At 45.8% G+C, this 19,972-nt stretch carries 17 protein-coding genes and 1 pseudogene; 2 read left to right on the forward strand and 16 right to left on the reverse strand.

Annotated elements, in window-relative coordinates; translation table 11 throughout:
• Positions 1-207: 207 nt before the first annotated feature.
• The 3 genes from ACESON_RS13685 to ACESON_RS13695 form a co-directional block, all read right to left on the reverse strand.
• On the reverse strand, positions 208-1,050 hold the full coding sequence (locus ACESON_RS13685; RefSeq protein ID WP_373110467.1) for a creatininase family protein: 843 nt from the start codon (positions 1,048-1,050) through the stop codon (positions 208-210).
• A gap of 39 nt (positions 1,051-1,089) precedes the next feature.
• Positions 1,090-1,959, reverse strand: a complete 870-nt coding sequence (locus tag ACESON_RS13690; RefSeq protein WP_373110469.1) for an amidohydrolase family protein — start codon at positions 1,957-1,959, stop codon at positions 1,090-1,092.
• A gap of 75 nt (positions 1,960-2,034) precedes the next feature.
• Complete coding sequence (locus ACESON_RS13695) at positions 2,035-3,420, reverse strand: MFS transporter (protein ID WP_373110470.1); 1,386 nt, start codon at positions 3,418-3,420, stop codon at positions 2,035-2,037.
• 231 nt (positions 3,421-3,651) lie between these two features.
• Here ACESON_RS13695 and ACESON_RS13700 point away from each other — a divergent pair, with 231 nt between their 5' ends.
• Complete coding sequence (locus ACESON_RS13700; RefSeq protein WP_373110472.1) at positions 3,652-4,614, forward strand: helix-turn-helix domain-containing protein; 963 nt, start codon at positions 3,652-3,654, stop codon at positions 4,612-4,614.
• Positions 4,615-4,631: 17 nt separating this feature from the next.
• On the opposite strand, the gene ACESON_RS13705 is transcribed toward ACESON_RS13700, so the two are convergent.
• From ACESON_RS13705 to ACESON_RS13755, 11 genes and pseudogenes are all read right to left on the reverse strand, one after another.
• Positions 4,632-5,177, reverse strand: a complete 546-nt coding sequence (locus ACESON_RS13705; protein WP_373110473.1) for a transcription repressor NadR — start codon at positions 5,175-5,177, stop codon at positions 4,632-4,634.
• A 43-nt stretch (positions 5,178-5,220) separates the two neighbouring features.
• A complete protein-coding gene (gene nadC, locus ACESON_RS13710; RefSeq protein ID WP_373110475.1) occupies positions 5,221-6,075 on the reverse strand; it encodes a carboxylating nicotinate-nucleotide diphosphorylase in 855 nt (284 codons plus the stop codon).
• A gap of 188 nt (positions 6,076-6,263) precedes the next feature.
• Positions 6,264-7,547, reverse strand: coding sequence for an L-aspartate oxidase (locus ACESON_RS13715; protein WP_373110529.1), 1,284 nt, complete (start codon positions 7,545-7,547; stop codon positions 6,264-6,266).
• A gap of 6 nt (positions 7,548-7,553) precedes the next feature.
• Complete coding sequence (gene nadA, locus ACESON_RS13720) at positions 7,554-8,459, reverse strand: quinolinate synthase NadA (RefSeq protein WP_373110477.1); 906 nt, start codon at positions 8,457-8,459, stop codon at positions 7,554-7,556.
• Positions 8,460-9,100: 641 nt separating this feature from the next.
• Positions 9,101-9,337: a hypothetical protein gene (locus ACESON_RS13725; RefSeq protein ID WP_373110479.1), complete on the reverse strand. Its 237-nt coding sequence runs from the start codon at positions 9,335-9,337 to the stop codon at positions 9,101-9,103.
• Positions 9,338-9,481: 144 nt separating this feature from the next.
• Positions 9,482-9,934, reverse strand: a pseudogene (gene glnA / locus ACESON_RS13730) (glutamine synthetase); the annotation flags it as partial.
• Positions 9,935-10,179: 245 nt separating this feature from the next.
• Positions 10,180-12,018, reverse strand: a complete 1,839-nt coding sequence (locus ACESON_RS13735) for an amylosucrase (RefSeq protein ID WP_373110481.1) — start codon at positions 12,016-12,018, stop codon at positions 10,180-10,182.
• Positions 12,015-14,252 (reverse strand): alpha-galactosidase, encoded by a 2,238-nt coding sequence (locus ACESON_RS13740; RefSeq protein ID WP_373110483.1) that lies wholly within the window; start codon positions 14,250-14,252, stop codon positions 12,015-12,017. Before ACESON_RS13740 ends, ACESON_RS13735 begins: the two co-directional genes overlap by 4 nt.
• Before the next feature lie 12 nt (positions 14,253-14,264).
• Positions 14,265-15,098 (reverse strand): ABC transporter permease subunit, encoded by an 834-nt coding sequence (locus ACESON_RS13745; RefSeq protein WP_177958611.1) that lies wholly within the window; start codon positions 15,096-15,098, stop codon positions 14,265-14,267.
• Positions 15,099-15,112: 14 nt separating this feature from the next.
• Positions 15,113-15,994, reverse strand: coding sequence for a carbohydrate ABC transporter permease (locus ACESON_RS13750; RefSeq protein WP_373110484.1), 882 nt, complete (start codon positions 15,992-15,994; stop codon positions 15,113-15,115).
• 14 nt (positions 15,995-16,008) lie between these two features.
• Positions 16,009-17,283, reverse strand: coding sequence for a sugar ABC transporter substrate-binding protein (locus tag ACESON_RS13755; protein WP_373110531.1), 1,275 nt, complete (start codon positions 17,281-17,283; stop codon positions 16,009-16,011).
• Positions 17,284-17,608: 325 nt separating this feature from the next.
• On the opposite strand from ACESON_RS13755, the gene ACESON_RS13760 reads away from it, so the two are divergent.
• A complete protein-coding gene (locus ACESON_RS13760; protein WP_373110486.1) occupies positions 17,609-18,460 on the forward strand; it encodes an AraC family transcriptional regulator in 852 nt (283 codons plus the stop codon).
• Here ACESON_RS13760 and ACESON_RS13765 read toward each other — a convergent pair.
• Together ACESON_RS13765 and cysK are read right to left on the reverse strand one after the other, a co-directional pair.
• Positions 18,457-18,987 (reverse strand): methylated-DNA--[protein]-cysteine S-methyltransferase, encoded by a 531-nt coding sequence (locus tag ACESON_RS13765; RefSeq protein WP_177959687.1) that lies wholly within the window; start codon positions 18,985-18,987, stop codon positions 18,457-18,459. The two genes, ACESON_RS13760 and ACESON_RS13765, sit on opposite strands and share 4 nt — an antisense overlap.
• 14 nt (positions 18,988-19,001) lie before the next feature.
• On the reverse strand, positions 19,002-19,934 hold the full coding sequence (cysK, locus tag ACESON_RS13770) for a cysteine synthase A (RefSeq protein ID WP_373110488.1): 933 nt from the start codon (positions 19,932-19,934) through the stop codon (positions 19,002-19,004).
• Between the last annotated feature and the right edge of the window lie 38 nt (positions 19,935-19,972).

A 19,972-nucleotide genomic window follows, 5' to 3' on the forward strand; every position in this document is an offset into this window, starting at 1 on the left:
TTTGTCCTGACCCTCAAATGTATATCAAAAAAACGGTGTACAGCAGAATTCTATAAACAAGAACATTTTTTCACTATTTCAGAAGATAAAGAGGAATACACCGGAGAAATTGATAAAACGATATGCTGGCCTCAAGGAAATTAAATTAAAAATCCGGAGATCGATACTCTCCGGATTTAAAACAGCTTTTGCCTCAAAACAGTATTCTCAAATATTTTTATAAAATGCACTTGGCATCCATGGATATTTTTCCTCATTTACATGATTATACGCTTCCAGATTCCGCATCTGCTCAGCAACATGAGGAAGATCCATGCGGGTTACCAGGGCCTTAATCAGTTCTTCTCCCTCATCTGCAAGACGCTGACGTGTTTCTTCATCAGGAATCGCAGGTGTACTCATATGATCCTCCGGAGAAGCAAAGCAGTAGCCGATGGCAGCGCTCTGATAGGCAAGACCAAAAATATCGTCAAATTCCTTGCATGTCTGCGGCTTTTGATGGAAATATTCTGTCATCAGCGGAACATCCCCTAAACGCCCCATAATCTGATAAGCCCCTACTGTAATAGAATGAAAACTGTCCATGCCTTTAAACAGATCCTTTGCATTCTTCAGCATCTGCATGGTCAAATCCATGTAAAGAATCGGAACACCAGTTTCATCAAAAAAGTCTCGTACCATAGGGCTGCAGGTCATATGAGCCGGGCCGTGGAAGCTGATATAAATCTGACGTTTAAAGCCCTGACGCAGCAGGCTATGGGCAATTGCGCTTAAATAATCAATTCCCTGACGAATAGAAACCTGCACTGTACCGCGGCCGGTTGCCGTTGCACCTGCATAAAAATACGGAAGTCCGGTTAATACCAGGCCATTGCAGGCCTCTGCCATCTTTAAGGCATAAGCCTCACTGATGACGGTTTCACTGTCTAAAGGCATTCCGCCGTGCATTTCTACAGTTCCAACAGGAACAATAATGATATCATTTTCTTCTAAATATGCTTCCACCTCGCTGTTTAACATGCGAGGCAAAATACGTGTACGAAGTTCCATAAATACTCTCCTTCCCATTTCAAAATACTCTTGTCTTTGTTACAGCCCAAACACTCGCTTCGCGTTTTTGAAACAGATATTTTCATAGGCAGCCCTTGTCAGTTTTCCGGCCGCTGCCTGTTCATCCAGCCATTGTCCCAGAGGGAAAATCATTTCGGTATTGACCATATCTGTAGCAAAAAATAATCGCTCTGAATACGTTTCTAAAAAATTCAGCCCAAATTCCGGATCCCTCATCATAGCGCAGCCTGCACTGTTTGCACTTAAATCTCCATACAGATTCGGATACTTTGCAAACAGCTGCGGAACACGACCGCCTGGAAGGACTGGCCCTTCGCCCCAACGATTCCGGCCTTCTTTATCAACAGGCGCATCTGCGCTTATTTCAATCCAGAAGGTCTGGCTGTGTCCCAGAAACAAGGTATCCGGATGACATCTGAGACAGTCTTCCAGCAGGGGAAGACCTGGCTCATCAACCACACCATAGGAATACCCCACTTCCGGACTCATGTGAAAGGTTACCGGAAGATTCAGCTTTCCGGCCGCTTCAAATAACCGGTGGAAAAATGGATCATTCAGTCTGCGGTTTATGATCAATTCTCCAATTCCGACGGCCCCTTTCTCCTTGCAGGCCAGAAGCCTGTCATAAATTGTTTCTGGATTTCCGTCATAATCCAGATTGCACATCCAGGCATAATGCTCCGGATCTGCTGACACAATCCTGTAATTTTCTTCATTGGTTCCCATGGGCAGCAGGGAAGGGGTTTCCCCGCTGGACATAAGCACACCTTTTTCAATTCCCAATTTTTTTAAATGAGGCAGCATTTCCCGGTAACTGCTTACAGACATTTTATCACCTTTGGGGAGAGAATGAAAACTCAAATGAAGGTGCAAATCAATTTTTCCCATAGAAGCCTCCTTTTCTAAAGCCTATTTCCTGTAAAGCCTATTTCCCGACCGGAAGCTCACTTCCCATCCCTAATCTTATCTCTGAGCTGCTGCTTTTCTGCGGGCTTCCAGCTCTGCATACATTTCTGCAGTCTTCTCTTTATCTAAGTTAAAGATAATTCCAATACCAATCAATTCCAAAATACAAGTAATAACCGGAATTGCATTTACCAGATAGTAAATATTGTTTACGGTTTCCGCGCTCTGTACAGCTCCCGCTCCGGCTACATAACCAATCGCTGCAAGTGCAGATGCCGCTCCGGCAGACGCAATAGTAGAACCGACTTTTCGGCTGAAGGTATACAGGCTATACATACTTCCATCTGCACGGAAATTCATCTTCCATTCGCTGTAATCCAGACAGTCGGTAACCAGCGCCCAAATCAAAATAGTAAAGGCAGTCTGTCCAATAGTGGCCAGCAAAACCAGAACCGTATAGGCCAGAGGGCTTTTCACCTGGAAAAACAAAATAAAAGAAGAAACTAGCAGATTATAGGTACTCATAACCAGAATAACCGTTCTTTTTCCAAATTTTGCTACGATTTTCGGTACCATAACAAAACAAACCATCATAACAGGAATAGAGCCAAGACTTGCAAGAGTCATAAAGCTGGTATCCTGATAAAACTCTTTGTAAATGTAGCTCTTGAGCTGGCTGTATCCTGTAATATACAGCATACTTCCCACAGTAGCAATCATAACACCGATTAATGGACGGTTTCTAAATGCTGCCTTCAATACCTTGCCGTATTGAAAGGGTTCTTTTTCCGTAGTTGTCTGACGAACACGCTCAACAGTCAGGTTGCACAGAAGCATATAAGAAACAACACAAAGAATTCCAAATACAACTGCAACCATAGTAAAACGTTCTGGAAGAATATTGGATTCTTTATCAAAACAAACAACTGGAATAATTGACAAAGCGCCAAAGCCAACTAAAGTTCCGCCAATACTTCTTGCTCTGGACAATTTGGAACGGTCAATCGGGTCGGTGGAAACGACACTTGCCATTGCTCCGAAAGGCATACTGGTTCCTGTATAGCACATGCCATATAAAACATAAGAAAATGCAACCCAGGCGTGAAGGGCAATGCCTTCAAAGGGAACCTTGGTAAAACAAAGGACACCGGAAAGCGCCAGAGGAATCATAAACAGTTTTACCCATGGTTTAAATTTATCACCGCTTTTTCCAATGAGCCAGCGATCCGGGAAAGAGCCCATAATCGGATCATTAATCGCATCCCAGAGACGGGCTGCTAAAAATAAACCAGCCATCCATCCTGGTGAAATCCCCAGAATATAGGTGCAGAATGTTAAAAAATAGGCATCTACAAATAAATTTACAAAGCTTCCGGCCATATCTCCAAAGACATAACCAAGCTGGTCCTTTACGCCAAAAGGACGTACAGATTTTTCATTCATCTTAGCTCCTCCTTGATGCAGCAAAAAAGCCGCTGATCTGTGATTTTTAGTTTTTGATACGATGTTTCAGGCCTCATGTATCATGGTGCATTAAGCATACTACACCATTATTACAATTTGTATTACAAATATCGCATATAATATTGCAAATATCGCCAAATTCAGTTATAGTCTTCCTGTCAGCTTTACCTTTTATTGAAAAAATATGCATTGCTTTCAGGAGAGAAATGAATGAAATTATCAGAAGCGAAAAAATATAAAAAGCTGATTTCGGCGCTGAAAGGCACCGAAATCAGCAATGAAGAAGTTCAGAAAACACTGATTGCCGAAGGCATTATTTTATCTAATTTTTATCAGGAATTAGAGATGAATTCTAACACCGTAGATTGCCAGGAAGACATCAATTATACCAAAGATAAGGTGCAGCTTCACAGTCATACTTTCTATGAAGTATTATACTGTCGAAGCGGAAATGTTCAGTATCTGCTTGGTCCTGATCGATACAGAGTCCGCAGAGGCGATATCATTTTTGTCCCTCCGGGCATCAGTCACAGACCTCTGTATCTGGATCGTCTGGTGGAGCCCTACGCCCGCTATGTCATGTGGATTCATCCTGATTTTATAAAATCACTGACTGAAAATTTTGGCTTTCAGCCCTTATCAGTCCCTGTATTGCTGCGAACAAAGGACAGCGGATGGGAATATCTGGAAACCTATTTTCAGTCAGCATGCATGGAATCAGCCACAAAGCAGGATGGATATCAGGGCTGTATTTTTTCCAATGCAATTCAGCTGCTGATCCATTTAACAAGAGCCTGCACCCACAGTAAGGTTTTAGAGCCACTGACAGAAAAGCGGGAGCTTTTGGATGAATTGATTGCCTATATTGAAAATCACCTGTCAGAAAAAATAACGTTAAAATCAACTGCCGCTGATTTTTACATCAGTGAACGAAGCGTTTCCCGTCTGTTCAGCGAAAAAATGGATGTCAGCTTCTACCGCTATGTAACACAGCGCCGCTTAATTGCAGCAAAGGTATTGATTCTCAATGGAGAACCCTTAGAATCCATCGGAGAACAGGTAGGCTTTGTAGATTATTCTACTTTTTACCGCGCATTCAAACAGGCCTTTTCCATTTCCCCTCTGCAGTTCAAAAAGCTTCATGAATCGCAGCGTCTTCCTTCTCATCCGTAAAAACGCCTTGGCCCAGCCTAGTTCTTTCTCCAGAAATCCACAGGCTCATAATCCTGCAGCTGGGCCAGAAATCCCCGCTTTTCCAGTTCTTCCTGAATCATATCCAGAATTTCTTCCCTCTCTGCAGAAATAGTATGATAGTGATAATTAGAGGTCAGCTTCATCAGCTGTGTGGATTTTCCGGACGAGATATCCTGCAGATACTTTTTTACATCCATTCGTGATTTGATGTTCATCTCTGCCCGGATGACTCCGTAAACCTTATGATATACAAATACGTCTTCCACTGTTCCGCCGAAATCCACATACAGATTCAGCTCCTCCTCAACCTGTTCTTCTGCATGAATCACTTTAAATACACGGCTAAAGCTGCTCTCCCTGACCGCCACATAGCCCCGGTTGGTGGAAAGAATCTCTATCCCATTAGCACGCAGAAGCGCCATATCCTGTACAATAACCTGACGGCTAACCTGAAGAAGTCTTGCCAGCTCCACGCCGGGAACCGGTTTCCCGCTGTCTTTCAGTATATTCAGAATCTGTTCCCGTCTTTCCTTACCACTCATCCTGTCCCTCTGCCTTCCTTCTTCTTAAACTCCATAAAACCTGTTAAACTGTGTGAAGATTCTTTAATGAAATATCCATAATCGGCGCTGAATGAGTCAGAGCGCCGCTGGAAACATAGTCCACTCCAAGATCTGTCAGCCGTGAAATATTTTCTCTTGTTACATTTCCAGATACCTCTACCTCTGCGCGTCCGTCAATATATTCCATCGCTTCCTTCATCTGTTCATGGGTCATATTGTCCAGCATAATAATATCTGCTCCAGCCTCAACAGCTTCCTTTACCATGTCCAATGTCTCCACCTCTACCTCAATTTTCCGGACAAAGGGAGCGTACTCTTTTGCCATTTTAATTGCCTTTTCTACTCCTCCGGCTGCACCAATATGATTGTCTTTTAAAAGAACTCCATCAGAAAGATTGTATCTGTGGTTATTTCCTCCACCTACGCGAACAGAATATTTCTCAAAAATACGATTGTTCGGCGTTGTCTTTCTGGTATCCAGAAGCTTTGTTTTCGTTCCCTTCAGCAAGGCTGCCACAGAATGCGTGTATGTGGCAATTCCACTCATTCTCTGAAGATAATTAAGGGCAGTCCGCTCTCCGCACAGAAGAACCCGAATATCACCAAAAACCCTAGCTAAAAGCTGTCCATTCTTTACTTCGTCGCCATCTTCTGCAAAAAATTCAACCTTTGTATTCTCATCCAAAAGGGTAAATACCCGTTCAAAAACTTGCAGTCCGCAGATAATCCCATCCTGCTTGCAAATCAGATCCACTTCTCCTGCCTGAGGTTTTTTCATAATACTGTTTGCAGACACATCCTCGCTTGTAATATCCTCCCGCAGCGCACTTAAAATCAGCGGATCCACATTTAATTTTAAAGTAACCTGATCGTACATCTTTCTGTCTCCCTTTCCCGCAGCCCCTGTTTTTCTTTCCAGGGCCGCAGCGTTTCTTTTATTCTGTTGAGCCTCTGTCCCAAATTTCTGCCCTGGACTACGATTCTGGCCTCTGTCCCTAGCTTCCGTTCTAAGCTCTTCCGTTTTCTTTTCCACTTCCAGCTTTTCCAGCCTTCTCCGATTCTCCTCTAAGCTCTTCCGGCTTCCTGAATCCCGTTCTTCACCAGCTTCTGATAGGTTTCATAAAGTCCGGAAAGCTCCCGGTATGGTTCCATATCCGTTTCTTCAATCAGGCGGCTGTTCTTTTTCACTTCCTGGACATGACCTGCCATATCAAGGGCCGCCCGCTTTGCAAATACCAGGCTCTCCAAAAGAGAATTGCTGGCCAGACGATTTTTTCCATGAACACCATTGCAGGCAGTCTCTCCAACCGCATACAGCTGCTCCATCGAGGTCTTACTCTCATGGTTCACCTGAATGCCCCCCATAAAATAATGCTGAGCTGGTACTACGGGAATGCACTCTTTTGTTACATCATACCCCATTTCTCTGCAATGTTCAACAATGTTGGGAAAATGACGGTTTAACTCATCTTCCGGTATCGTCCGCAGATCCTCCCATACAAAATCCGTGCCGTCCTTTTCCATCTGTGCCAGAATTGCTTTTGTAAGCAGATCCCTCGGAAGAAGCTCATTGACAAACCGATCTCCGTTTTTATCGCGAAGCACGGCTCCTTCTCCCCGCACGGATTCCGAAATCAAAAAGCTTCTCTCTTCCTCTGCATACAGGGTTGTAGGATGAATCTGAACATAGGAAATATCCTTTAAAGCAATTCCATGGCGGATTGCAACAGCCAGGGCATCTCCTGTCAAATGGCGGAAATTAGTCGAATGACGGTATAGCCCTCCGATTCCCCCTGTCGCCATCACCGTATAATCTGCCTCCACCGCCTCAATTTCTCCATCCGGCTTCTGAACAACAGCCCCATAACACACATTGTTTTCCTCAATCAAATCTACCATGGCCGTATGTTCCAGAAGGGTAATATTGGGCCGCTCCTTCACCTGGGCTAACAGGGTGCTGGTAATCTCCTTTCCAGTCACATCCTCGTGAAAAATAATCCGTTTTTCTGAATGTGCCCCCTCTCTGGTAAATACCAGCTCTCCCTTCTCGTCCTTCTGAAAATCTGCTCCAAACCGCAGCAGATCCTCTACAACCGCCTGGGAGGAACGAATCATAATCTCCACAGAGGTTTTATCATTTTCGTAATGGCCGGCTTTCAGGGTATCCTCAAAAAAGCTCTGAAAATCCTTTTCATCCTTCAGCATACACATGCCGCCCTGTGCCAGAAAGGAATCATTTTCTTCGGCGCCTGCTTTTGTAATCACCGTAATTTTTTTATCTGTCGGAAGATTCAGCGCACAATATAAACCAGAACAGCCGCTTCCTACAATCAAAACATCCGTCTTCATCATTGCTTATTTGGCCAGCATCAGCATTTTTTCCAGCGGTGCTCCTGCCTGAATCCTCACTTTCTCTGTAACCTTTACTTCGTTTGTCTCCTGCTTTAAAACCTCCAGAACCTTTTCTAAGGTAACCAGCTTCATATCAGCACAGATCTGGTTATCGGAAAGGATATAGAAATTTTTATCCGGATTCTGTTTCTTTAATTCATATAATACCCCCACCTCAGTGCCAATAATATATTCCTTTCCCTCATCTCCTGCAACAAAATCAATAATGCCGGAAGTGCTTCCTATGTAGTCTGCCAGCTCCAGCAGCTCCCCAGTACACTCTGGATGCACCAGAAATTTTGCTTCCGGATGCTTTTCCTTTTCCCGTTTTACCGCTTCTGCAGACATAGCCGCATGAATGGGACAGCAACCGTCATTGAGAATCACATTCTTTTCCGGCACCTGTTCAGCCACATATCGTCCCAGATTTCCGTCCGGAATAAAGAAAATATTCTGATTCGGCAGATTCTTTACAATCTTGACCGCATTCGCTGAGGTCACGCACACATCAGAGCAGGTTTTAATCTCTGCTGTGGAATTGATATAGCATACCACCGCCAAATCCTCGTACTTCTCTCTCATTTCACGGATTTTTTCCAGCTGCACCATATGAGCCATCGCGCAGTCTGCCGCCATATCCGGCATCAGAACCTTCTTTTCCGGATTCAGAATTGCGGCGCTTTCTCCCATAAACTTTACACCGCAGAACACGATGATATCTGCATCTGTTTTCTGAGCCGCCTTGCTTAAATAATAAGAATCTCCAATATAATCTGCTATTTCCTGCACCTCATCCGGCACATAATAATGAGCCAGAATCACTGCATTTTTTTCTTCCTTCAAACGCCTGATTTCTTCTATTACTGACATGAGTCCCTCCATAATGCCCATTTCCCTGAAATATTTACAATTTTGCGTAACTATTCAGGACGGCGGGAGAACTGGCGGGAAAAGCCGTATCAGGCTTGCCTGTAAGCGGCTTTTCTCGCCAGTTCTCACATCGGAGGAATCCCCGATACTTCTTGTTCGGCTTTGCCGGACAAGAAGATGCCCCGTCCTGAACAGTTACAATTTCGCAACATCTGGCATTATACCACTTGTTTTGTCATGTGACAAGACAGTTATAAATCTTTCTGTCTTCTTTTGATGCAAAAAAGGGGAGCTGTCGTGCCAATCCCGGTGTCAGCATCATTGGTGTATAGTCAGTCAGACAGAGCAAAAACCTTAAAAAGGGAAAAAGCAACGCTGCAAATTAGATGAGAAATCATCTATGGAGCAGCGCTGCTTTTTATATAAATGTGTATTTTGCATTTTTCTTCGAAAACGGCCTTTCATGCAAAACTGGCGGATACGCGTCACAAAGAGAATAGGGTTGTCAGGAAATATATAAATATTTGTTATCTGCTGTCCCCGCTCAAACAGCCACTTGCTCATAGCGTGGCGTCATACCTTTTCAAAAGCGAAACAAGCTCCGGCTCCTCTTCAGAATAGAGCTTTTCTCTGTCAACAGATCATGTAAGCTTCACATCCTCTATCACGCCTTCGATATCATCTGTGCTTACAGGATAAGTCTGTGTAATCTCTGTTTTTCTATTTTTATCGTTCTCAACAATTTTTTTAATTGATAATATATGCGCACTAATTGTAATAAGTGAATAAAAAGAAACTGCCAGAAACGCAATCAAAATAATTATCCTTGCAGATTTACTCTTTAAAACACTTCTAAGTGCAAGAAAGAATCCCTCCATTCTACTTTTTCAGCCAATATTCGTAACTATTTTCCTGCGCCGGAGCGTGGCTGCATCAGCAGCCATTTCCCCTGCGCGCAGTATATATCTACGATTTCAAACTGATCCTATCTGACAAACGAGACCCTCGCATCCTTCTCCCTCCTATAAATCATAATACCGGACAAATTCTGCCGGATGAGGAATTCTGCTGATTTCCCTGCTGTCTGCCCTCATGGTTCGAATCCAGTTCTTGATCAGGCTTTCTGGGAAAACGCCGCCTTCTGTCAGATACTCGTGATCTGCCTCCAGCGCATCCAGAACCTCATCCAGACTGGCAGGCAGATGACCCAGCTTTGCCTTTTCCTCTTCAGAAAGCTCAAACAGGTTAAAGTCAAAGGGTCCCCAGTTTTGACCTGCCGGATCGATTTTTCTCCGAATGCCGTCCAGACCTGCCATCAAAATTGCGGCATAGGCATAATAGGGATTGCAGGTTGCATCCGGATTGCGCAGCTCAAACCGCTTCTTGTCCGGGGATTTTACATAGGCCGGGATCCGAACAACAGCGCTGCGGTTTGCCATGGCGTAGCCTATGGTTACCGGCGCCTCAATAAAGGGATCTACCACTGCCGTGGCAATATCCGGGATAAATACCATGTCACTGTTTTCTACCATGGCGTAGCCATAAAAACAAGAGCCATATCAAAAGCCTGTCTGCGTAAAACAGGCCTGATACAGCTCTCTCCAAAATACAAAATATCCGTTCAGCAGATACAGAGCGATCCACCCTTTACAGCTGCCGGAAAGACTTACCCTTCCCTCTCTGATTTACCTTCTGAAGGTAAATCTCTCCCTTTCAGCTGTCAGATCTGCTTTACAATCCGAAAGCCGTAAGGCTCCATCCATATTTCCTCCGCCGTTTCTTTCCCTCTGCCAAAGCAGTCCGTGCTTCCTTCCAGATCCTTTCGGAAAACCATCTGGCTGTCACTGGAAAAATTAAACACTCCCGTCAACTTCTGTCCGTCTTTTTCCCGCTGAAGACAAAGAATATGAGGATTTTCTATTTCCAGAACACGGCACCGGGCATCCTTGGCCATAACCGCCTCCTGACTGCGAAATTCCTCCAGGTGCCGCAGTCCGTCAAACAGACGTCCAGGAATGCTGTCTTTGTTTTTCTGTGCCTCCTCTGCCAGCTTCCAGGGGAAGCGTCCCCGATGAAGATATCTGGAGTCCCCGGCCTTTTTGGGATCCTGTTTATAAGAAGGATCATTCAGCTGCCCCACCTCATCTCCGCTGTAAAGCATGGGAATTCCCGGCTGCCAGAGCATCAGGGCATGAAGCATCAAATCCAACCGCAGTGCCTTTTCCATTTCCTCCCGGCTATTTTCCTCTGCTGCGGCTTCCATACCGCACATAGAAGCAGTGGTTCCGCAGAAACGGGCATCCATCGTCACCGGATCATCATTGTAAAGCTCTCCTCTGCTCCTGCTTTCCCCATAAATTCCCAAAAAATATTCATTGAGAAATCGCTTATGAGGAATTTCTCTCATTCCCTGCTGTTTCAGAAAATCATAATCCAGACCCCAGCCAATATCATCATGACATCTGAGATAATTCAAAAAGGTATAGACATCCGGAAGACTGTAAACAGCGGAAAGCTGACGCTTTAAAAGCTCCGTATTCTGAGAGGCCACGGTATGCCAGATGGTTGCCATGGTTGTCACATTATAAAGCAGATGACATTCCGGTTTTTCCGTAGTTCCAAAATAGGGAACTACCTTCTGGGGCTCCATAACAACCTCCCCCAGCAGCGCCACTGAAGGACAAACAATTTCTCCAATTATACGCATCATCCGCACAATTGTATGAACCTGGGGCAGATTTCTGCAGCTGGTTCCCAGCTCCTTCCAGATATAGGGAACCGCATCAATCCGGATAATATCAAGTCCCCGGTTGGCCAGATACAGGAAATGATACATCATTTCATTAAACACCCGGGGATTTTTATAATTCAAATCCCACTGATAGGGGTAAAATGTAGTTAAAACGTAATGCCCTGCCTCCTCGACCCAGGTGAAATTTCCCGGAGCCGTAGTAGGAAACACCTGAGGAACCGTCTGCTCATACCGAGCCGGTATTTCCCCATTGTCATAGAAAAAATAGCGGCTCATATACTCGCCGTCTCCCTGTCTGGCCCTTTTCGCCCACTCATGATCCTCCGATGTGTGGTTCATTACAAAATCCATACAGAGATTGATCCCCTTCTTATGACAGGCCCGGGAAAGAGCCTCCAGATCCTCCATAGTTCCCAAATCCGGACGAACCTTTCGGAAATCAGAAACTGCATATCCGCCGTCTGAACGTCCCTCCGGCGTATCGAGAAACGGCATCAGATGAAGGCAGGTTACGCCGCACTTCTGAAGATAGGAAAGCTTTTTCTTCACTCCCTTTAAATCCTCTGCAAAATTGTCAATATACAGCATCATGCCAAGCATATCCTGCTTCTGAAACCATTCTGGTGTCTCCAGCTTTTCTCTGTCACGTTTTTTCAGTTCCGTCCCTCTCTCTTTGTAAAAGGCCTCCATCTGGCTGCAAAGCTCTGCAAACATGGAACCATTGTCATAAAGCTCCATATAAAGCCATCTCAGTTCATCCAGATGCCGGTTCAGGCGGTTCAGAAATTCGTCCATATCCCGTGTCATTGTATTTCCCCTTCCCTGCTCTGCCCATTCTCCTGCTTCATCTCAGTCAGATGAATCCGGATACTGCCGTATTCCTGCTTCAAATCAGAAAGCACAATTCCTGCGCTCATTAGAGCTGCTCCGGAATACACAGTACCTGTCTCTCTGCTGCAGTACATCCGGTCTGCTTTCAGCCCCTTAAGCCGTACCCTTGGAACTGACGGATTTCCATGGGCATTTAAAAGAACTGCAAATACCAGAGCCTCTCTCTGATCCTCACTGACGTGCATCCAGGCCGCAGTCTCCTGATCCTGCTTCATACAGAACGGATTCGACAGCCGGTAATAGTCTCCGCTGTGGATCAAAGGCCACAGCTCCTTGAACTCCTGGTTATAGATGGAAATCTGCCGTTTATCCTCCTCAGAAAGCCGATTCAGATCCAGCTCATATCCAAAGCTTCCTGCCATTGCAAGATTGGCACGGGTTTTCAAAGGCGTGGTTCTTCCATTCTGATGATTCGGCACTGCGGAAACATGTGCTCCCACCGCAGATACCGGATACCCGAAGGATGTGCCATACTGAATGCAGACCCGATCAATGGCGTCTGTATTATCACTGCACCAGATCTGTGGTGTGTAATACAGCATTCCTGCATCAAACCGGCCTCCTCCGCCGCTGCATCCCTCAATCAGTACCTGAGGATAATTTCTGTGGAGCCGCTCCAGAAAATCATACAGTCCCAGTACATACTGATGCAGTACCTTTCCCTGTTCTTCTGGCTTCGCCCCATTGGAATATACGTCGGCAATGCTTCTGTTCATATCCCACTTTAAATATTCAATGGGAACCGTATCCAGAAGGCTGCTGATCTGCCCGTAAATGTAATCCACCACCTCTTTTCTGGAAAAATCCAGTACAAGCTGGTACCGGCTCCGAACCGGCTTCTTTCCGGGCACAGCCAGCGCCCAGTCCGGGTGTGCCCGGTATAAATCACTGTCCTCCGATACCATTTCCGGTTCAATCCAAAGTCCGAATTTCATTCCAAGGCTGTGAATTCGCTCTGACAAGTCTCCAAGGGTGCCGCCCAGTTTTTTTTCATTTACCTGCCAGTCTCCCAGCCCGGAATCATCAGAATCCCGTTTTCCAAACCAGCCGTCATCTAAAACCAGCATCTCCACGCCCAGCTCTGCTGCCTGTTTCGCAATCTCATAAATTTTATTTCCGTTAAAGTCAAAATAAGTGGCTTCCCAGTTGTTGATGAGAATCGGCCGTCTGACCTCCTTGTACATTCCTCTGCACACATTATGGCGCAGAATCCTGTGATACTGGCGAGACAGCTCTCCCAGTCCTTTTCCTGTATAAGAAAGGATTACCTCCGGCGCTGTAAAGCTCTCTCCTGGCTTCAAACTCCAGGAAAATCCCTCCGGCGAAATTCCCATGCCCATCCTGGTCTGATCATACTGATCCCGTTCTGCAAAGGCCTGAAATCCTCCGCTGTAAACAAAGGACATTCCATAACAGGCTCCAAAATCCTCTGTTGTCTCTTTTTCCGCCAGAATTACAAAGGGGTTATACTGGTGGCTTGAGGTTCCTCGTCTGCTTCCAATTACATGAGCGCCGTGGGCCGCAGGAATCCTCTGCACATTCCTCTCCATGGCATGGCGTCCGTAAAACTGGATCCAGTCATAATCGCCGTAAATCAAATCCAGACTGGCGCTTTGTACAGATTCCAGAGTCAAAAGCTCCTGTCCCTCATTCTGAAGACGGACTGCCCTGGTTATCACATCCTTTTTAGGAAATACCCCATATAAAAGAGTAACCAGAAGGCCGGTTTCCATATCCTTTAAATCTACCTCCAGCGTCTGTACATCCTGATCCTGTTCTGCCTCATAAACTGCTGGAAGTCCTGAAAGCTCATACTTTCCGTCCAGAATCCGATATCCGGCATACCGTAAATCTGAGCTTACGGCGCCGTTTTCACGGCGCACGATCAAAGCTGGCATACGGAAATCACCATTTCCTCTTACTGGATATTCCTGAGGTAAGGCATCCAGAGAATAGGTTCTGTCACTTCCTGCATCATAGGGATTTCCGGAAAATCCCCTGTCTCCATAGTGAAGCAGATACTCCATAGAGCCCTCTGCCCGTTCCCCATAATACAGATGCAGCAGATAACCCAAATCGTCTGCTTTCATCTGATAAGTAGAATGATCCGTATGTAAGGTAAACAGATTTTTCTCTGCAACAATCGCCATTTTTTTCTCCTCCTATTTTCCGCCTGTCATGGCAATTCCTTCAATAAACTGTTTCTGGAACAGCAGATACAAAATAATCATGGGAATCATAGCCAGCATAGAACCGGCCATAAGAACCGGATAATTGGTTGTAAATTGTCCCCGCAGTGTGGACAAGCCTGCTGACAGGGTCATTTTTCCCAAATCCGTATTGGCAATCAAGGGCCACATCAGATCTCCATAGGCAAATACTGCCGTAAAAATTGTCAGCGCCGCCATGGAAGCCTTTGTCAAAGGCATCATAACCTTTGTAAAGGTCTGCCACTGGCTGCATCCGTCCAGACAGGCTGCCTCTCCAATCTCATCAGGAATTCCCATGTAGGACTGCCGGAGAAAGAAGGTTCCAAAGGCACTGACAAGTCCCGGAAAAACCAGAGCAAACATCGTGTTTGTCAGTCCCATCTTTGCCAGCATCTGGTACTGGGGAATAATAAAAATCTGAGACGGAAGCATCATCTGCACCAGAACAATAGAAAACAGAAGATTTTTCCCCTTAAACCGAAGCTTGGCAAAGGCAAAACCCGCTGCGGAAGAAAAGGCCACAGCGCAAATTACACGAAATACAATCAAAAGCATCGTATTCAGATACAGTTTCACAAAAGGAAGGCTGGTCAGGGCCTTTGTGTAGTTTTCCGCCAGCCACCGGGACGGAAGAATCGTCGGCGGAATCTGTACGCTTTCTGCCGGTGATTTAAAACTGGTAAGAAGCATCCAGATAAACGGAAAGATCATCAGAACTGCGCCCAGGGTAAGGGCACCATATATCATTATTTTATTTCTGCGGTACTTTTTCTGCAGGGAATCCATGCTGCTGCCTCCTTTTATACTTCATAATTTACCCATTTTTTCTGTCCCCAAAACTGAACTGCCGTTACAATACCGATTAAAAGCACAGTCCAGATTACAATTGCAGATGCATATCCGCGATTGCCTGCTACAAAGGACTCCCGGTAGAACAGATACATCAGGGACTGCGCACTGGTCAGTGCAGGATTGGTCTGATCAACCATCATATAAATTAAATCATATACCTTCAATGAAGCCATCAACCGCATAATTAAAACCACGAACAGGGTAGGTGAAACCATAGGAAGGGTGATGGAAAAAAACTGCTGAATTTTCGTAGCTCCGTCCAAATCAGCTGCCTCATAATAGCTTTTGGAAATATTCTGGATTCCGGATAAAAGCAGCACTGCATCGTAGCCTACAGAGCTCCACACTGCCACAGCTGCCGTTGCCGGAAGCACCAGCTTCGGATTGGTCAGCCAATTCACCCGGCTTCCCAGAATCTGATTGATAATACCGTATTCTGCATTAAAAATCCATTTCCAAACCATAGCCACTGCTGCCGGCGCAACTACCATCGGCAGAAAATAGATGGCGCGGAAGGCAGTCTTTCCTGCAATCTTCGCATTCAGCAGCACTGCTGTTACCAGAGCCAGAAAAATCCCTACCGGCACCGTTAAAATACAGAAATAGACAGAGTTCCAGGTTGCTTTCCAGAACTCCTGGCTGGAAAACATTTTTACATAATTTCCAATTCCGCTGATCTCATAAAATCCAAATGGATGGGTGGTGGAAAAGCTTAAAATCAGGGTCTGAATAAACGGATATACATTCAGAACGATCAGACCGATGATTGTGGGCGCTACCAGCAGATACCCCCATTTTGCCTCATCGCTTAAACCTCTTTTTCTTCCCATGCTTCCTTCCTCCTTTACGGCTCTGCCGCTTCATCTACCAGCTGCTGCATCCTTGCCAGTCCCTCATCCAGGGTCAGACTGCCGCTGTAAATCTTCAAAAGCGTATCATTCACCTGTGTCTTCCAGTTCGGTCTGGATGCATTATTCACGCTCTGAACACCATATGCAAACATCTCTGTGCATTTCTCTACGTTCATTTTATAATCAAATTTGTCAAATGCGCTGATCCAGGTATCCTCCAGCCCCTCATAGGCCGGAATCGCCGCACCGGACAGTCCCTGCACTCTCTGTCCCTCCTCAGAACCACAGAATTTCAAAAAATCAAGGGCATGAGAAAGCTTTTTGCCATGAGCTCCTGTTGCATAGGAAAGCCCATTGGAAATCGTGGCTCTTCCGTCGCCTTTTTCCGGATCCGGACATTTTGGAAGCACAGCAACATCCCACTTTCCTTCCATTTCTGCATTATTCTCACGAAGAGACATCAGATTCCAGTTTCCTTCCAGATACATCGCTCCCTGTTCAGAAAAGAAGGCATTTCCCGGAGCTGTTTCTGCAAAATAATTCTGGTCCGGACACCATGGCTCCTTCTGAAGATTCACATAGAATTCCATGGCTTTTCTGGTTGCCAGTTCCAGAAAACCTGCCTTTGTCTTGTCCTCATTTAAAATACAGCCGCCTGCCTGATAAACAAAATTCCAGTATCCCAGCTGCTCATCTGCGTATGCCATGTAGCCGTATTTTCCGGTCTTTTCATAGATCTGGGCAGAGGCTTCACAAAGTGTGTCCCAGGTCCATGTTTCATCTGGATAAGCTACGCCTGCCTGATCAAAAAGCGCTCTGTTGTATACCAGTCCCACGGTATCCTTATCCTTGGGAACTCCGTAAAGTCTGCCATCAGAGCCTCTGGCATTTCCCAGAGAAATTTCAGAAAAATGCTTCTCATAATACTCTGGATCCTCATCGTCATAAAGCTCAGTCACATCAGCCAGCATTCCATAGTCTGCATATTTCAAAATCTGATTCGTATGCATCCAGAAAATATCCGGAAGCTGGTTGGATTCTGCTGCCGCATCCAGCTTTGTCCAATATTCATCCCAGCTGGTCACCTGAAGATCAATCGTTACATTCGGATGTGTCTTCTCATATTCATCAATCACTGCCTGCATTCCTGCTCTCTGAGCCGTATCCCATATCTGAAAAGACAGCTTTACTTTTCCGTCCGCAGTTTCTTTGCTGCCACATCCGGTCAGAGAAAGGAGTGCCAGCAGCACGACTGCACAAAATCTCATTCCTTTTTTTGCTCTCTTATGCATCATATACCCCCTGTAAGTGTGGTCTGATTCGTATTATTGAGAAATATCCGCGCGTTCTTTCTACCATCTATGATACCTGACCCGCTCTCAGACGTAAATACAGGGATTTTACTACTTTTATATCAAAATACAACTTTTTTCTTCTCTGCTTGATGTCTAGTCGTATTTTGGTATATAATAAGATTAATCCATATTTTTCCAACAAAAAAAGCTCCGATTCATGACAAATTCGTCAATCTTTCGGAGCTGATGCCCTTATTTTTGTGATGTTTTACTTTTTTCAGAAAGGAAGATCCCAGTTATGTCCGATTATCTCTTTTCCGTCTTTCCCAATGAAAACTTTGTTGATCTTGGTTTATACCAATATGGTTGGGAAGCCTGCTGTCCGCTTCACTCCTACGGGCCTCACATACGCAATCACTATCTTTTTCACTATGTGATATCCGGCACAGGAGTACTTACTGCCGAGGATTCCGGCGGTATTTCCCGAAGCTATCCTGTACGAAGCGGAGAAGGTTTTCTGATTTTTCCCCATCAGGTTACCACCTACTGCGCCGATCAGGAGCACCCCTGGGAATATGCGTGGGTAGAATTTGACGGACTTCGTGTAAAGGAGGCTCTTGATTTAGCTGGCCTCTCTCCAGATCATCCCATCTATCATTCCAATGCCAGAGATATTTCTGCAGAGCTGAAGCAGCTGATTCTTTATATCGCCCAGCATCCGGAAATGCCGCCTCTGCATCTGATAGGAAAGCTCTATCTGCTTTTAGACTGCATCACTCGCTCTTCTTCCAGCAGAAAGCCTCCAAAAACAGGAACACTCCGGGATTTTTATATCAGAGAAGCGACTTCTTTTATTGAACAAAATTTTCAGAATGATATTTCTGTAGAAGATATTGCTGCTTTCTGCAATCTGAACCGCAGCTATTTCGGAAGAATTTTTCGGGAAGCCGTAGGAAAAAGCCCCCAGGAATTTCTAATCAGCTACCGTATGACAAGAGCAACGGAGCTGCTGAAGCTGACAGAGCTTTCCATTGGCGATATCGGAAATGCTGTGGGCTACCCGAATCAGCTTCATTTTTCCAGGGCCTTCCGCAGTGTCTACGGTATCTCTCCCCGTCAGTGGAGAGCCGAAAATAAAACCGGCCGCTAGCTGAGCCCCTTGCAGTTCCAGGGAAAAACCGGATGTTTTCCCTTCTCCAGCTCCAGCAGCCATTTCTTTCGTTCCAGCCCTCCGGCATATCCAGTCAGGCTTTGATCCCTGCCAACCACGCGATGGCAGGGAATCAGAATAGAAATCTTATTATGTCCCACGGCGCCGCCTACTGCCTGAGCAGACATGGAGGTTCTGCCCAGCTGCGCTGCGATCTGTCCGGCAAGCTCCCCATAGGTTATGGTTTCCCCATAAGGAATCTGCAGAAGAAGCTCCCATACCAGCTTCTGAAATGGTGTTCCCTGCATATGCAGCGCAGGAAAAAAATCCGGCTGCTTTCCCTGAAAATACAGATCCAGCCATCGCTTTGCCTCCTCAAAAACAGGAAGCCCCCGGGGTTCCGTTTCTTCTCCCAGCCCTGCTGCAAAATACTTCTGTCCCTGAAACCACATCCCGGTTAAGCCTTCCTCATCTGCCGCCAGAAGAAGCTCCCCCAGCGGCGATTGATAGGTGCTGACAGCGTTCATTCTCTTTTCCTTTCTTATTCTGCGTACATTTCTGTAGACAGATACCGGTCTCCCGTATCCGGAAGCAGTACAACCACGGTTTTTCCCTCATTTTCCGGTCGCTTTGCCACTTCTATGGCAGCCCAGAGCGCTGCGCCGGAAGAAATTCCGACGAGAACACCTTCTCTTTTTCCCAGCATCCGCCCGGTCTCAAAGGCATCCTCAGAGGTCACTGGAATCACCTCATCATAAACCGTGGTATCCAGAATCTCCGGTATAAAACCAGCTCCTATGCCCTGAAGCTTGTGAGCGCCTGCCTTTCCCTGGGAAAGAACTGGGGAATCCGACGGCTCCACTGCCACAATCTGAACCTGGGGCTTCTTAGATTTTAAATAACTTCCTGTTCCCGTTATGGTTCCTCCGGTTCCTACTCCTGCCACAAAGAAATCCACTTCTCCGTCTGTATCCTCCCAGATTTCCGGCCCTGTTGTCTCAAAATGAGCCCTGGGATTAGCCGGGTTCACAAACTGCCCTGCCAGAAAAGCTCCTGGGATTTCCTTTGCCAGCTCCTCTGCCTTTGCAATCGCTCCCCCCATTCCCTTTGCTCCTTCAGTCAGAACCAGCTCTGCACCGTAAGCAGTCATCAGAAGACGTCTCTCCGCTGACATGGAATCTGGCATCACAATTATCACACGGTATCCTCTGGCCGCTGCGATTGCAGCCAGGCCAATTCCTGTATTTCCGGAGGTCGGCTCAACGATCACAGAATCCTTTGTCAGAATTCCCTTTTCTTCTGCATCATTCAAAATGTATTTTGCAACCCGATCCTTTGCAGAACCGGCCGGATTAAGATATTCCAGCTTTGCCAGAAGTCTTGCCTTTAAGCCAAACTGCCGCTCCAGATTTGTCAGCTCCAGAAGCGGTGTTTTTCCCACCAGCTGATCTACGGATGTATAAATATCTGCCATTTTCAAAATCCTCCTGTTTTCTTTTTTGTTCAAGAATT

The sequence above is a fragment of the Lachnoclostridium sp. Marseille-P6806 genome, from assembly GCF_964238185.1.
Taxonomy (GTDB): Bacteria; Bacillota; Clostridia; order Lachnospirales; family Lachnospiraceae; genus Brotaphodocola.

Coding starts and splice junctions, on each gene's coding strand:
- ACESON_RS13695 (WP_373110470.1), bottom strand. CDS start 3,420: ATGAATGAAAAATCTGTACGTCCTTTTGGCGTAAAGGACCAGCTTGGT.
- ACESON_RS13740 (WP_373110483.1), bottom strand. CDS start 14,252: ATGGCGATTGTTGCAGAGAAAAATCTGTTTACCTTACATACGGATCAT.
- cysK (WP_373110488.1), bottom strand. CDS start 19,934: ATGGCAGATATTTATACATCCGTAGATCAGCTGGTGGGAAAAACACCG.
- ACESON_RS13755 (WP_373110531.1), bottom strand. CDS start 17,283: ATGAGATTTTGTGCAGTCGTGCTGCTGGCACTCCTTTCTCTGACCGGA.
- ACESON_RS13690 (WP_373110469.1), bottom strand. CDS start 1,959: ATGGGAAAAATTGATTTGCACCTTCATTTGAGTTTTCATTCTCTCCCC.
- nadC (WP_373110475.1), bottom strand. CDS start 6,075: ATGTACGATCAGGTTACTTTAAAATTAAATGTGGATCCGCTGATTTTA.
- ACESON_RS13745 (WP_177958611.1), bottom strand. CDS start 15,098: ATGGATTCCCTGCAGAAAAAGTACCGCAGAAATAAAATAATGATATAT.
- ACESON_RS13725 (WP_373110479.1), bottom strand. CDS start 9,337: ATGGAGGGATTCTTTCTTGCACTTAGAAGTGTTTTAAAGAGTAAATCT.
- ACESON_RS13685 (WP_373110467.1), bottom strand. CDS start 1,050: ATGGAACTTCGTACACGTATTTTGCCTCGCATGTTAAACAGCGAGGTG.
- ACESON_RS13765 (WP_177959687.1), bottom strand. CDS start 18,987: ATGAACGCTGTCAGCACCTATCAATCGCCGCTGGGGGAGCTTCTTCTG.
- ACESON_RS13715 (WP_373110529.1), bottom strand. CDS start 7,547: ATGAAGACGGATGTTTTGATTGTAGGAAGCGGCTGTTCTGGTTTATAT.
- ACESON_RS13700 (WP_373110472.1), top strand. CDS start 3,652: ATGAAATTATCAGAAGCGAAAAAATATAAAAAGCTGATTTCGGCGCTG.
- ACESON_RS13760 (WP_373110486.1), top strand. CDS start 17,609: ATGTCCGATTATCTCTTTTCCGTCTTTCCCAATGAAAACTTTGTTGAT.
- ACESON_RS13735 (WP_373110481.1), bottom strand. CDS start 12,018: ATGACACGGGATATGGACGAATTTCTGAACCGCCTGAACCGGCATCTG.
- ACESON_RS13750 (WP_373110484.1), bottom strand. CDS start 15,994: ATGGGAAGAAAAAGAGGTTTAAGCGATGAGGCAAAATGGGGGTATCTG.
- ACESON_RS13705 (WP_373110473.1), bottom strand. CDS start 5,177: ATGAGTGGTAAGGAAAGACGGGAACAGATTCTGAATATACTGAAAGAC.
- nadA (WP_373110477.1), bottom strand. CDS start 8,459: ATGTCAGTAATAGAAGAAATCAGGCGTTTGAAGGAAGAAAAAAATGCA.